This is a genomic window from Streptomyces sp. NPDC088785 (genome assembly GCF_044750685.1).
Lineage (GTDB): Bacteria > Actinomycetota > Actinomycetes > Streptomycetales > Streptomycetaceae > Streptomyces.
On record NZ_JBIVKH010000001.1, the window covers coordinates 507082 to 520689 of the forward strand.

At 72.5% G+C, this 13608-nt stretch carries 12 protein-coding genes; 3 read left to right on the forward strand and 9 right to left on the reverse strand.

What is annotated here, in order from left to right:
- Positions 1–11: 11 nt before the first annotated feature.
- Positions 12–1007, reverse strand: a complete 996-nt coding sequence (locus ACIP5K_RS02240; protein ID WP_401404089.1) for a LysR family transcriptional regulator — start codon at positions 1005–1007, stop codon at positions 12–14.
- A 62-nt stretch (positions 1008–1069) separates the two neighbouring features.
- Between ACIP5K_RS02240 and ACIP5K_RS02245 the strand changes: the two genes are divergently transcribed.
- Together ACIP5K_RS02245 and ACIP5K_RS02250 are read left to right on the forward strand one after the other, a co-directional pair.
- Complete coding sequence (locus tag ACIP5K_RS02245) at positions 1070–2368, forward strand: MFS transporter (protein WP_401404091.1); 1299 nt, start codon at positions 1070–1072, stop codon at positions 2366–2368.
- A 151-nt stretch (positions 2369–2519) separates the two neighbouring features.
- Positions 2520–3527, forward strand: a complete 1008-nt coding sequence (locus tag ACIP5K_RS02250; protein WP_401404092.1) for a sigma-70 family RNA polymerase sigma factor — start codon at positions 2520–2522, stop codon at positions 3525–3527.
- On the opposite strand, the gene ACIP5K_RS02255 is transcribed toward ACIP5K_RS02250, so the two are convergent.
- Positions 3408–3785 carry an STAS domain-containing protein gene (locus ACIP5K_RS02255; protein ID WP_401404094.1) on the reverse strand — a complete coding sequence of 126 codons (378 nt, stop codon included), beginning with the start codon at positions 3783–3785 and terminating at the stop codon, positions 3408–3410. The two genes, ACIP5K_RS02250 and ACIP5K_RS02255, sit on opposite strands and share 120 nt — an antisense overlap.
- Positions 3786–3910: 125 nt before the next feature.
- Between ACIP5K_RS02255 and ACIP5K_RS02260 the strand changes: the two genes are divergently transcribed.
- The gene (locus tag ACIP5K_RS02260) at positions 3911–4840 is read left to right on the forward strand and encodes an AEC family transporter (RefSeq protein ID WP_401404096.1); all 930 of its coding nucleotides are present in this window, start codon (positions 3911–3913) and stop codon (positions 4838–4840) included.
- Positions 4841–4933: 93 nt separating this feature from the next.
- On the opposite strand, the gene ACIP5K_RS02265 is transcribed toward ACIP5K_RS02260, so the two are convergent.
- From ACIP5K_RS02265 to ACIP5K_RS02295, 7 genes are all read right to left on the reverse strand, one after another.
- Positions 4934–6211 (reverse strand): thymidine phosphorylase, encoded by a 1278-nt coding sequence (locus ACIP5K_RS02265; RefSeq protein ID WP_401404098.1) that lies wholly within the window; start codon positions 6209–6211, stop codon positions 4934–4936.
- 79 nt (positions 6212–6290) lie between these two features.
- Positions 6291–7511, reverse strand: a complete 1221-nt coding sequence (locus ACIP5K_RS02270; protein ID WP_401404099.1) for a beta-ketoacyl-[acyl-carrier-protein] synthase family protein — start codon at positions 7509–7511, stop codon at positions 6291–6293.
- Between the two features lie 219 nt (positions 7512–7730).
- Positions 7731–8120, reverse strand: a complete 390-nt coding sequence (locus ACIP5K_RS02275) for a cytidine deaminase (protein WP_401404101.1) — start codon at positions 8118–8120, stop codon at positions 7731–7733.
- Complete coding sequence (locus ACIP5K_RS02280) at positions 8120–9388, reverse strand: ABC transporter permease (RefSeq protein ID WP_401404103.1); 1269 nt, start codon at positions 9386–9388, stop codon at positions 8120–8122. The genes ACIP5K_RS02275 and ACIP5K_RS02280 overlap by 1 nt, the downstream gene beginning before the upstream one ends.
- Positions 9385–10524: an ABC transporter permease gene (locus ACIP5K_RS02285; RefSeq protein ID WP_401405232.1), complete on the reverse strand. Its 1140-nt coding sequence runs from the start codon at positions 10522–10524 to the stop codon at positions 9385–9387. Before ACIP5K_RS02285 ends, ACIP5K_RS02280 begins: the two co-directional genes overlap by 4 nt.
- Before the next feature lie 5 nt (positions 10525–10529).
- Positions 10530–12119, reverse strand: coding sequence for an ABC transporter ATP-binding protein (locus tag ACIP5K_RS02290; protein WP_401404105.1), 1590 nt, complete (start codon positions 12117–12119; stop codon positions 10530–10532).
- A gap of 156 nt (positions 12120–12275) precedes the next feature.
- Entirely contained in the window at positions 12276–13328 is a 1053-nt protein-coding gene (locus ACIP5K_RS02295) for a BMP family protein (RefSeq protein WP_401404107.1), read from the reverse strand.
- Positions 13329–13608 lie beyond the last annotated feature (280 nt).

Here is a 13608-nt window from a genome sequence, read left to right on the forward strand (position 1 = left end):
GCCCGCCGCCGTCAGGACGCCTGCGCGCTCTCCGGCTCCTCCGGCTCCTTCGGCTCCTTCGGCAGCAGCCGCCCGCGCCGCGACAGCAGGAACTCCTTGAACGCGGCCACCGGCGGGGTGTCCGGGTGGCCGTCCAGCCAGGCCACGCCGATCTCGCGGACCGCGCGGCCACCGGCGACCGTCAGCTCGACCACTCCCGGCCGGGGCACCGTCGGCGGCGGCAGCAGCGCGACGCCGAGGCCCGCCGCGACGAGGCCGCGCAGCGTCTCGGCCTCCTCGCCCTCGAACGCCACGCGGGGCTTGAACCCCGCCTCCGTACAGAGGTCGTCGAAGATGCGGCGCAGTCCGTAGCCGGGCTCCAGGGTGACGAACGTCTCGTCGGCGCACTCGGCGATCCGGACGCGCTTGCGGGCGGCGAGCCGGTGGTCCCCGGGGACGACGAGCCGCAGCCGCTGCTCGTCCAGGCGGCGGGCGACCAGGTCGGGGGCGTCGGGCAGCGGCGAGGTCAGGCACAGGTCGAGCTCCCCCGCGCGCAGCCGCTCCAGCATCGCCTCGCCGTAGTTCTGCACCAGGCTGAAGCGGATCCGGGGGTGCCGCGCGCGGAAGGCGCTGAGCAGGCCGGGCACCGTCTCGACGCCCAGGGTGTGCAGGAACCCGAAGGCGACCTTGCCGGAGGCCGGGTCGGCGTCGGCGCGGACGGACTCGGCGGCCCTCTCCACCTCGGCCAGCGCCCGCTCGACGGCGGCGAGGAACGTCCGGCCCGCCGGGGTCAGCGACACCGTGCGCCCGTGCCGCGCGAACAGGCCGACGCCCAGGTCCCGTTCGAGCCGGGCCAGCGCGCGGCTGAGCGTCGACTGCGGCACCTGCGACTCCTGGGCGGCGCGCGTGACGTGCTCGGCGCGGGCCACGGCGGCGAAGTGGGCGAGCCGGGGCACGAGCAGCGAGACGATGTCTTCCCCGTCACTCATCGGTGGCGTGCGACCGTGTGACCTGCGCTCATGCTCCATGTGAACGATTATGGGCGGTCCGTGCATTGGACGCATGAATCGGACGCTTCTACGTTCGTGACATGTCACCTGCCAGTAGCCGGGCGGCCGTCACCCCCGCGGTCGCCGACCCCGCCCCCGCCACCCCGACCGCACCGGCCGGCGACACCCGCCTGACCCCGGGCGGGCCCGGCTACCGCCGGATGAGCCTCGCCCTCTTCCTGGCCGGCGTCGCCACCTTCGCGCTGCTGTACTCCACCCAGGCCCTGCTGCCCCTGGTCTCCGCCGACTACGGGGCCAGCGCGAGCGCGGCGAGCTGGACGGTGTCCGGGGCGACCTTCGCGCTCGCGGTGTGCGTGCTGCCGCTGAGCGCGCTGTCGGAGCGGTTCGGGCGGCGCACGCTGATGACGGCGTCGCTCGCGGTGGCGGTGGCGGTCGGGCTCCTGGTGCCGTTCGCGCCGAGCCTGGAGGTGCTCGTCGCGCTGCGGGTGGTGCAGGGCGCCGCGCTCGCGGGCCTGCCCGCCTCGGCGATGGCCTACCTGGCCGAGGAGGTCCGGCCGAAGGCGCTGGTCACGGCGATCGGCCTGTTCGTGGCGGGCAATTCGATCGGGGGCATGAGCGGGCGCATCATCGGCGGCTGGCTCGCCGAGGCGTGGGGCTGGCGGGTGGCCGTGGGCACCATCGGGGTGATCGCGGTGGGCTGCGCGGTCGCCTTCCGGGCCCTGCTGCCGGCGCCGCGCCACTTCGCGGCGGGCTCGCTGCACCCGCGCGCCCTCGCGCGCACGGTCGGCGACCACCTCGGCAATCCGCTGCTGCGCCGCCTGTACGTGATCGGCGCGCTGTTCATGATGGTGTTCGGCGCGACCTACACGGTGATCGGCTACCGGCTCAGCGCGGCGCCGTTCTCGCTGTCCCAGGGGCTCGTCGGCTCGATCTTCCTGGTGTACCTGGTGGGCACGGTCTCCTCGTCGGCGGCCGGAAGGCTGGTCGCCAGGCTCGGCCGGCGCGGCACGCTCTACCTCGCGGCGGGCACCACGGCGGCGGGCCTGGTCCTCGAACTGGTGCCGCACCTGCCGGTCATGCTGGTCGGTCTGGTGCTGATCACGGCGGGCTTCTTCGCCGGGCACGCCACGGCGTCGTCCTCGGTGAGCCGCACCGCGACGCACGGCCGGGCGCAGGCGTCCGCGCTCTACCAGTCCGCCTACTACATCGGCTCCAGCGTCGGCTCGGCGGTGGGCGCCCTGGCGTTCCACGCGGCGGGCTGGGACGGCACGGTGGGGCTCGGTTTCGTCGCCGTGCTCGGCGTCGTCGCGCTGACCGTGTGGGGGACGTACGCGGCGCGGACCCGGCGGCACGGCGGCGTGCCGGCCTCCGCGCACTGACCACGCCTCGCGCGCCCTGCCCCCGCGCGCTCCCCACGGCCCCTGGACCTGCGGCTTTCGCCGGTCCGGGGGCCGTTGTCAGTGGGCTGCGGTAGCTTGCGAAGTGGTGGGGATGTGTTGACGATCACAGCCGCGATGGGGGCGTTGGACGATGAGTGACACCGCGACGAGGGCCGGCGTCGCCGACCTGGAGAAATACCGGGTCGAGCTGACCGGGTACTGCTATCGGATGCTGGGCTCGGCGTTCGAGGCGGAGGACGCCGTGCAGGACACGATGGTCCGGGCGTGGCGCAGCTTCGACAAGTTCGAGGGCCGCTCCAGCCTGCGCTCCTGGCTCTACCGCATCGCGACGAACGTCTGCCTGGACTCGCTGAACGCGGGCAACAGGCGGGCCCGCCCGATGGACCTGACGGCGGCGGCCCCGCTCGCCCAGGCCGCGCTCACCCCCCGTCCGGACAATGTGTGGCTGGAGCCGATGCCGGACGCCCGCGTGCTGCCCACCGTCCACGACCCGGCGGAGGCGGCGGTCGCCCGCGAGTCGGTGCGCCTCGCGTTCGTGGCGGCACTCCAGCAACTGCCGTCGAAGCAGCGGGCGGTGCTGATCCTGCGCGAGGTGCTGGCGTGGAAGGCCAGTGAGGTCGCCGAGCTGCTCGACACGTCGGTGGCGTCGGTGAACAGCGCGTTGCAGCGGGCCCGCGCCACGCTCGCGGACGCGCCCCCCGCGGACTCGGCGACGGCGGACCCGCTGGACGACGCGCAGCGCAAGCTCCTGGAGCGCTATGTGTCGGCCTTCGAGGGCTACGACATGAAGGCGCTCACCGAGCTGCTGGCCGAGGACGCGGTCATGACGATGCCGCCGTTCGACCTGTGGCTGCGCGGCACGGACGACATCACGGGCTTCATGCTCACCCTCGGCCACGACTGCGCGGGCTCCCGCCTGCTGCCGGTCTCGGCGAACGGCACACCGGCGTTCGCGCACTACAAGCCCGACCCGGCGAGCGGCGGGTTCGTGCCCTGGGCCATCCAGGTCCTGGAGATCTCAGACGGCCGGATCGCCGGTTTCCACTGCTTCCTGGACCTCGCCAAGCGGTGGTTCCCGCTGTTCGGCGTCCCCGAGCGGCTGGACGCCCAGGGCCTCCCCCAGCCCGGTCAGCCGTAGCAGCAGGACGAGTCGGGGGGACGGATCGCGCAGCCGGATCCGTCCGCCGGCCCGCCGGGCGGCGAGCTGCATCCGGGCGAGCGCGTCGAGGGTGTCGAAGTCGGCGCCGGTGACGCCCGAGACGTCGCAGACGATCTCGGCGCGGTCCGTGCCGTCGCCCGGGTGGGCGGCGCGGACCCGGGCGCACAGGTCCGGCACGTCGGCGGAGCGGATCGGCCCGGCGACGACCACGACGGGAGGAGACGAGTAGGCGGCCACGCAAGACGAGACCGGACAGCGGGGCGGAACTCATCGGTACCGGGCCCCGGTTGCGGCGTGGGCTGGATCACGTTGCCCCCGCTCGGCGTTGACCTGCGGTTCTTCCGCGTCCGATGGTGGGGTGCGTGCAGGGGGTACTCAACGGGTTCGCGGTCATCGCGCTGGTCATCGCGGTCGGTTACGTCATCGGCCGGCGCGGGTATCTCGGCGACGGCGGCCGGGAGGTGCTCACCCGGCTGGCCTTCCACGTGGCGACCCCGGCGCTGCTCTTCACGATGCTGGCCGACGCCGACCTGTCCCTGATCCTGTCGCCGAGCCTGCTGGTGACGGCGCTCTCCACGGCGGTCACGGCCGGGATCTTCGTCGCCGTGGGCGCCGTGCGCGGCTGGGGCGTGGGCCGCACCACGATCGGGGCGCTCTGCTCCTCGTACGTGAACTCGGGGAATCTCGGCATCCCGATCGCCGTATACGTCCTCGGGGACGCCTCGCTCGTGGCACCGGTGCTGCTCTTCCAGCAGTTGTTCGTGACGCCGGTGGCGCTGACGGTGCTCGATCTGGCGGAGGCGTCGTCGGGGGCCCGGCTGTCGTGGGCGCAGCGGCTGGTGACCCCGTTCCGCAATCCCATCGCGATCGGGTCGCTGTCGGGGGTGCTGGTGTCGGCGACGGGCTGGAGCGTCCCGTCGCCGGTCCTCGACCCGCTGGAACTGATCGCGAACATGTCGGTGCCGGCCATCCTGATCGCGTTCGGCATCTCGCTGTGCGGGAGTTCCTGGCCGGGCGGCCGGGGCGCGGACCGGGTGCCGGTGCTGCTGTCGACGGCGCTGAAGTCGGTGGGGCAGCCGGTGGCGGCCTGGGCGCTGGCGACGTCGCTGTTCGGGCTGCACGGGGCGCGGCTGCTGGACGTCGTGGTGACGTCGGCGCTCCCGGCGGCGCAGAACCTGTTCACGTACGCGAGCCGGTACCGGGTGGCCGAGCGGCTGGCCCGGGAGTCGATCCTGCTGTCGACGATGGTGGCGGTACCGGTGCTGGTGGTGGTCGCGGCGCTGCTGGGGTGACGGGGGCGCCCGGGGGGCGGGATGCCCGGATCCGGGGTGGCCGAGGGCCCGGGCCGGGGGTGGCCCGGGCCCGGGGTGGCTCGACGCCCCCGATCAGGCGATGCGTTCCAGCACGATCGGCCCCGCGGTGAACTCCGTGCCCGCGGTCGCGACGTCGCAGCCGCCGTCCAGCGCCTCCAGCGCGTACGCGAACCGCTCGGGGGTGTCGGTGTGCAGGGTCATCAGGGGCTGGCCGGCGACGACGGTGTCCCCGGGCTTGGCGTGGAGTTCGATGCCGGCGGCGGCCTGCACCGGGTCCTCCTTGCGGGCACGGCCGGCGCCGAGCCGCCAGGCGGCGAGGCCCACCGAGAGCGCGTCGAGGCGGGTCAGGACGCCCGAGACGGCGGCGGTGACGACATGGGTCTCGCGGGCCGTGGGCAGCGGCGCGGCCGGGTCGCCGCCCTGCGCCGCGATCATGCGCCGCCAGGCGTCCATCGCCGAGCCGTCGGCGAGGGCCTTGGCGGGGTCGGCGTCCGTCAGGCCCGCCGCGTCGAGCATCTCGCGGGCCAGCGCGAGGGTCAGCTCGACGACGTCGGCGGGGCCGCCGCCCGCCAGCACCTCGACGGACTCGCGCACCTCCAGGGCGTTGCCCGCCGTCCGGCCGAGCGGGGTGTTCATGTCGGTGATCAGCGCGACCGTGGGCAGGCCGTGGTCGGCGCCGAGGCCGACCATGGTGCGGGCCAGCTCACGGGCCTGGTCCAGCTCGCGCATGAACGCGCCCGTGCCCACCTTGACGTCGAGGACCAGCGAGCCGGTCCCCTCCGCGATCTTCTTCGACATGATCGACGAGGCGATGAGCGGTATGCAGTCGACGGTCGCGGTGACGTCGCGCAGCGCGTAGAGCTTCTTGTCGGCCGGGGCCAGGCCGCTGCCCGGCGCGCAGATGACGGCGCCGACGTCCTCCAGGGTGCGCATCATCTGCGCGCCGCCGATGTCCGCGCGCCAGCCGGGGATCGACTCCAGCTTGTCGAGGGTGCCGCCGGTGTGGCCGAGGCCGCGCCCGGAGAGCTGCGGCACGGCCGCGCCGCACGCGGCGACCAGCGGCGCGAGCGGCAGCGTGATCTTGTCGCCGACACCGCCCGTGGAGTGCTTGTCGGCGGCCGGGCGCCCCAGCACCGAGAAGTCCATCCGCTCGCCGGAGTCGATCATCGCCGCGGTCCAGCGGGCGATCTCCGCGCGGTCCATGCCGTTCAGGAAGATGGCCATGGCGAGCGCCGACATCTGCTCGTCCGCGACCGCGCCGCGCGTGTACGCGTCGACGACCCAGTCGATCTGTTCGTCACTCAGCCGGCCCCGGTCCCGCTTCGTACGGATGACGGAGATGACGTCCATGGCACTTCCTTCCAGGGCCCGCTACAGGTGACCCGCCAGACTCTACGCGCATAGATGCGGGGCGGGAAGAGCGTCGGCCTCAGTGGTCGCCGGTGAACACCAGGCTCACGTTGTGCCCGCCGAACCCGAAGGAGTTGGCGAGGGCGGCGCCCCAGCGGCCGGTGCGGTTCTCGCCGCGGACGACGTCGAGGTCGACCCGCGGGTCCAGCTCGTCCAGGTTGCGCACGGCCGGGGCGACGCCGTCCCGCAGGGCGAGCAGCGCGGCGAGGGCGCCGACCGCGCCCGACGCCCCGAGCATGTGCCCGGTCGTCGACTTGGTGGCGCTCACCGGGGCGTGGTCGCCGATGGCCTTGCGCACGGCCGTCGCCTCGGCGAGGTCGCCGGACGGGGTGGAGGTGGCGTGGGCGTGCACGTGGCCGATGTCGCGCGGGCCGAGTCCGGCGTCCCGCAGGGCGAGTTCGATGGCCGCGATCTGGCCCCCGGCGTCCGACGCCGTGATGTGGTCGGCGCTGGAGCCCACCGCGGCCCCGGCCAGCGTGCCGAGGACGCGGGCGCCGCGGGCTCGGGCGAATCCGGCCCGTTCCAGAACCAGGACGCAGCCGCCCTCGCCCATCACGAAGCCGCTGCGGGCAGTGTCGAAGGGCCGGGAGACGGCCGCCGGGTCCCCGTCCCGCGGCGACAGGGCCTTCATCTGCGCGAAGGCGGCGAGCGTGAACGGGTGCAGGCACGCCTCCACTCCCCCGGCGACGACGACGTCCGCGCGGCCCGCCCGGATCAGGTCCAGGCCCGTCGCGAGCGCCTCGGCGCCCGAGGCGCAGGCGCTGACCGGGGTGCGCGCGCCGCCCTTGGCGCCGAGGTCCATGCTGACCCGGGCGGCCGGGCCGTTGGGCATGAGCATCGGCACGGTGTGCGGGGAGAGCCTGCGGGCCCCGGACCGTTCGAAGACGTCGTCCTGGGCGAGGGTGGTGAGGACGCCGCCGGTGCCGGTGCCGATCACGACGGCGACGCGTACGGGGTCGGCCTCGGGCGCGCCCGCGTCCCGCCAGGCCTCCCGGGCGGCGACCAGCGCGACCTGTTCGACGCGGTCGAGCGTGCGCGCCTCGACCCGGGACAGCTCGTCGGCCGGGTCGCGGGCGAGCCCGGCGGCGACGTGCACCGGCACCCGCGCCGCCCACTCCTCGCTCAGGGCACGCACCCCGGAGGTGCCGGCCAGCAGCGCCGCCCAGGTGGCCGCGGCGTCACCGCCCACCGGGGTCGTCGCGCCCGCACCGGTCACCAGCACCGCTTCGCTCTGGGGCATCTCGGCAGCTCCCTTATAGATAGTTCACAAGACGCTTCGTGCTCTGCTCCGAGACCATCACGGCGAGCGCCCCGCGCAGAAGCCCGGGATGCGAGCGATTCGACCCGCACACTTTGTGGGGTTGTCACAATCCGGGCCGGACGGGCCGGCCGGGGTCCCGTCACGCGAAACGGCCGCCCCTCCCGAAGGAGGAGCGGCCGATGCCGTGGCGCGGGCGCGTCAGACGAGCTGGTCCGGGCCGAACGCGTCGGGCAGCATCTCGCCCAGCGAGCGCACCCCGACGGAGGTCTCCAGCAGCAGTTCGGCGCCGCCGAACTCGTACAGCAGCTGGCGGCAGCGGCCGCACGGCATCAGGATCTCGCCCTTGCCGTCCACACACGTGAAGTGGGTGAGCCGGCCGCCGCCCGTCGCCGTGAGCTGGGAGACCAGCCCGCACTCGGCGCACAGGCCGAGGCCGTAGCTGGCGTTCTCCACGTTGCAGCCGGTGACCGTGCGGCCGTCGTCGACGCGGGCGGCCGCGCCGACCGGGAAGCCCGAGTACGGGGCGTACGCGCGGGACATGGCCTCGCGGGCCGCCTGCCGCAGCGCCTCCCAGTCGGCGTCCGTCATCACGCGCCCTGGCCCTTCCGGTAGGGCTGGCCGTCCGCCTTCGGCATGCGCAGGCGCTGCGCGGAGAAGGACAGGACGAGCAGCGTGACGATGTACGGGGTCGCCGTGACGAGCTGGGTCGGCACGTCGTCCGTGGTGGCGTACCAGGCTGCCGTACCGGCGGCGACGACCGCGCAGACCGCGCCGGCGACGTACTTCTTCCGCACCAGCATCCAGACCGCGCCGATCACCAGGAGCAGGGCGACCAGGAGCAGCAGCGCGTGCACGTTCTCCGTGCCGCCGCGCAGCTTGAGGCTGTCGGTGTAGCCGAACAGGCCCGCGCCGAGGGCGAGACCGCCCGGCATCCAGTTGCCGAAGATCATCGCGGCGAGGCCGATGTAGCCCTTCCCCGCGGTCTGGCCCTCCAGGTAGAAGGGGTTGGCGACGATCGACAGGAACGCGCCGCCGAGGCCCGCCAGGCCGCCGGAGATGATCACGGCGAGGTACTTGTACTTGATGACGTTGACGCCCAGCGACTCGGCCGCGACCGGGTTCTCGCCGCAGGAGCGCAGGCGCAGCCCGAACGAGGTCCGCCACAGCACCCACCAGGTGAACGGGACGAGGGCGACGGCGACGATCGTCAGCGGCGACAGGTCGGTGACCAGACCGCCGAGGAGGCCGGCGAGGTCGGAGATCAGGAACCAGTGCTTCTCGTTCAGGGTCGTCAGCCAGTCGGACAGGCCCGGCACGGTGAGCGTGCCGAGCGAGTCCACCGGCGGGGACTGCTTGGTGGTGCCGCCCTCGACGCCCTCGAAGGTGAAGTTGGAGAGGTAGCGGGTGACGCCGAGCGCCAGGATGTTGATGGCCACACCGGAGACGATGTGGTTCACGTTGAAGGTGACCGTGACGGCCGCGTGCAGCAGGCCGCCGATCGCGCCGCCGATGATGCCGGCGAGCACGCCGACCCACGGGCCCCACTGGTAGCCGGCCCAGGCGCCGAACCAGGTGCCGAGGATGAGCATGCCTTCGAGGCCGATGTTGACCACGCCCGCGCGCTCGGCCCACAGGCCGCCGAGCCCGGCGAGGCCGATCGGCACGGCGAGCTGGAGGGCGGTCGCCATCTGGCTGACGTTCGTGATGCCGTCGGCGTCGGTGATCAGGCGGACCAGGGAGGTCAGCGCGAGGACCGCGGCGATGACGAGCATCGTCACGGGGAGGGACATTCTGCGGCGGCCGCCGGGTGCGGGCTGCGACGCGGGCTTCTTGTCGAGGACCGGAGCCGTGCTCATCGGGCAGCCACCTCCTTCTTGGTGTCGTTGGTGCCGTCGGTGCCGGTGGGCCGGGCGAGCGCGGTGCCGAGTTCGATGCCGACCCGGCGCTGCTGGCGGCGCTGGCCCCAGACGCGTACGGACTCGTAGGAGACGACCACGGCGATCACGATGATCCCCTGCATGATCGTCGCGATCTCCTTGTCGTAGCCCTCGAAGTCGAGCTGCTGCGAGGCCTTGTCGAGCCAGGCGATCAGGAGGGAGGCGAAGGCGATGCCGACCGGGCTGTTGCGGCCCAGCAGGGCGATCGTGATGCCGGTGAAGCCGATGGTGGTCGGGAAGGTGAGGCTGTAGGTGTGGGCCTCGCCCAGCAGCAGCGGCATGCCGGCCAGGCCCGCGAGGCCGCCGGAGACCAGCATCGCGGTGAGCACCATGCGCTTGGCGTCGACGCCGGAGGCGGCCGCGGCCGACTCGGAGGAGCCGGTGGCGCGCAGGTCGAAGCCGAAGCGGGTGCGGTTGAGCACGAACCAGTAGGCGACGCCGAGCAGGGCGGCGATGACCACGAAGCCGTAGATCTCGCCGGAGGCGCCCATGTCGATGCCGGGGAACCAGCCGGACTCGTGCATCTGGCCGGTCGTCTTGTTGTTGCCGACCTGCACGCCGAAGATGTCCGGCAGGTACAGATAGCCGATCAGGCCGGACGCGATGGAGTTCAGCATGATCGTCGCGACGACCTCGCTGACCCCGCGCGTCACCTTCAGCAGGCCCGCGATGCCGGCCCACATGGCGCCGGTGAGCATCGCGACGAGGATCAGCAGCGGCAGCTGGAGGGCGGCGGGCAGCGCCACCTTCGCGCCGACGATGGCGGCGACCATCGCGGCGAGCCGGTACTGGCCGTCGACGCCGATGTTGAACAGGTTCATCCGGAAGCCGATGGCCACCGCGAGGGCGGCCAGGTAGTACATGGCGGCCTGGTTGATGATCAGGACCTGCACGTCGGAGAACGTGGCCTGGGTGAACATGATCGTGTAGGGCTGGATCGGGCTCTTGCCCGACAGCACCAGCACGATCGAGGTCAGGACGACCGACGTCACCAGGGCGATGACCGGACCGGCCGCCCCGAGGAGCAGCCGCTCCTTGTCGAACGTGTTCTTCATGGCCATCAGGACTCGTCCTCCGGCTGACGGGTCGCCGGGATCTCGGCGTCTTCGCTTACGTGTTCCAGGTGGCCGGAGGCCGCGCCGGTCATCGCCGAACCCAGCTCCTCCGGCGTGATGGTGGCCGGGTCGGCGTCGGCGACGAGCCGGCCGCGGTACATCACGCGCAGGGTGTCCGAGAGACCGATCAGCTCGTCGAGGTCGGCGGAGATCAGCAGCACGGCGAGTCCTTCGCGGCGGGCCTCGCGGATCTGGTCCCAGATCTGCGCCTGCGCGCCGACGTCCACACCGCGCGTGGGGTGCGCGGCGATGAGGAAGCGCGGGCTGTGGCTCATCTCGCGGCCGACGATCAGCTTCTGCTGGTTGCCGCCGGAGAGCGAGGCGGCGGTGACGTCGATGCCGGGGGTGCGCACGTCGTACTCCTCGACGATGCGCCGGGTGTCGGCCTGGGCGGCCTTGATGTCGAGCAGCACGCCGCGCGCGTTGGGCTTCTCGGTGACGTGGCCGAGGATCCGGTTCTCCCACAGCGGGGACTCCAGCAGGAGCCCGTGGCGGTGGCGGTCCTCGGGGATGTACCCGACGCCTCCCTCGCGGCGCCTGCGGGTGGACCACGCGGTGATCTCGTCGGCCTCCAGCGCGATGCTGCCGGAGTCGGCGTGCTTGAGGCCGATGATCGCGTCGATCAGCTCGGTCTGGCCGTTGCCCTCGACGCCCGCGAGGCCGAGGACCTCACCGGCGTGGATGGTGAAGGAGATGTCGTCCAGGAGCGGGCGGCCGCCCTCGGCGTCCAGGCGCAGGGCCCGGACGGTGAGCACCGGGCGGTCGGTGACCGTCGACTCGGAGGTCTCCGGGGTCGGCAGCTCGGAGCCGACCATCAGCTCGGCGAGCTGGCGCGGGGTGGTCTCGGCGGGGACGGCGGTGCCGACCGTGGTGCCGCGCCGGATGACGGTGATCTCGTCGGCGACGGAGAGCACCTCGCCGAGCTTGTGCGAGATGAAGATGACGGCCAGGCCCTCGGCCTTGAGCTCGCGGAGGTTGTCGAAGAGCGCGTCGACCTCCTGCGGCACGAGGACGGCGGTCGGCTCGTCGAGGATCAGCGTGGTGGCGCCGCGGTAGAGGACCTTGAGGATCTCCACGCGCTGGCGGTCGGCGACGCCGAGGTCCTCGACGAGGACGTCCGGGCGCACGCCGAGGCCGTAGCGCTCGGATATCTCCAGGATCTTCCGGCGGGCCCTGGCCCCGATCCCGTGCAGCTTCTCGCTGCCGAGCACCACGTTCTCCAGGACCGTGAGGTTGTCGGCGAGCATGAAGTGCTGGTGCACCATGCCGATGCCGCGCGCGATGGCGTCGGCGGGCGAGGTGTACGAGACGCTCTCGCCGTCGATCGCGATGGTGCCCTCGTCCGGCTTCTGCATGCCGTAGAGGATCTTCATCAGCGTCGACTTGCCCGCACCGTTCTCCCCGACGAGGGCGTGGACGGTGCCCCTGCGGACGGTGAGGTGGATGTCGTGGTTGGCGACGACGCCGGGGAAGCGTTTGGTGATGCCGGTCAGTTCGACGGCCGGCGGGCTGCTGGACGCGTTGATGGCGCACACTCCTGTGGAATGGACAGGGGGCCGACGCCTACTACTACGCGCGTAGAGCCCCTACGGCACTGCGAGTTGACCACAATCCGGACAAACGGGGTGGAGGAAGGCGTTGTCCTCAGCCTCCCCGCACCCCGTTCCCCGGACGTGTCCCGCTGGTTACGGCTACTTGCTGTTGACCTTGATCTCGCCGCTGGCGATCTTCTCCTGAGCAGTCTTCAGAGCCTTCTGGAGGTCCGCGTTGTCCGCGAACTCGGGGTTCGAGCCGGCCAGGGCGACCTCACCCGACTTGAGGTCACCGGTGATGACACCGGTCTCGGGCTTGCCATCCTGGACCGACTTCGCCAGGTTGTACACGGCCTTGGCGACGTCCTTCGTCGCCGAGGTCAGGATGTACTTCTTGTACTTGGCGAGGGCCCCCTGCCGGTACTGGTCGCTGTCCACGCCGATCGCCCACACCTTGTTGTCGGCGGCGGCCTGGATGACGCCCTGACCGGACAGGCCGGCCGCGTGGTAGACCACGTCGGCGCCCTTGTCGATCTGGCCGTCGGCGGCGGTCTTGCCCTTGTCGGGGCTGGAGAAGCCGCCCTCGTCGGCGGTCTCGGTCAGGAACTGCGAGACGACCTTGGCCTTCTTGTTGGTGTCCTTGACGCCCTGCTCGAAGCCGGCCTGGAACTTGTGGATCAGCGGGACGTCCACGCCGCCCACGAAGCCCACGACGTTCGACTTCGTCGTCTTGGCGGCGGTGACACCGGCCAGGTACGAGGCCTCCTGCTCGCTGAAGACGAGGTCCGCGACGTTCTTCGCCTGGACCGTCGAGTCGTCGACGATGCCGAAGGTGGTCTTCGGGTACTTCGCCGCGGCGGCCTTGACGGCCGGGGCGTAGGAGTAGCCGATGCCGACGATCGGGTTGTAGCCCTGCTTGGCGAGGGCCACCAGGCGCGCCGTCTTGTCCGCGTCCGACTCGCCGTCGCTCGGCTCCACGTCGGTACCCTTGTAGCCGAAGGCCTTCTCGGACTGCTTCAGGCCCTCGTACGCGGCGTCGTTGAAGGACTGGTCGCCGCGGCCGCCGACGTCGTAGGAGATGGCGAGACCCTTGGACTTGCCGCCGCCGCTCTGCTTCGAGGCGTCGGTGGACGTGCCGCCGCAGGCGGCGAGGGACGCGGCGAGAGCCACGGTCGCAGTGCCTGCGAGCGCTATTCGGGAAACGCGGCGCATGGGATGTGCTCCTTCGTACTCGCACCGACGGCGTTCCGGACGGCGCTGACTTCGCCGCAGATTAACGCGCGTAGACAGAACATAGAACCCCCTTCCCCCCACTGTTATCGGGCTGTACTGAAAGCCTTAAGTCGGGCGCGGTGGAGCGCGCGGGAGCCGGTGCGTCCGCGACGCAGCAAAGCGGGGCGGGGGCCCGGGGGACCCGGCCCCCCCCCCCCCCGGGGCCCCGGTGGCCCGGGGGGAAAAGGTGGCGGCGGGGGTGGTTGCGGGGTTTTTTTGA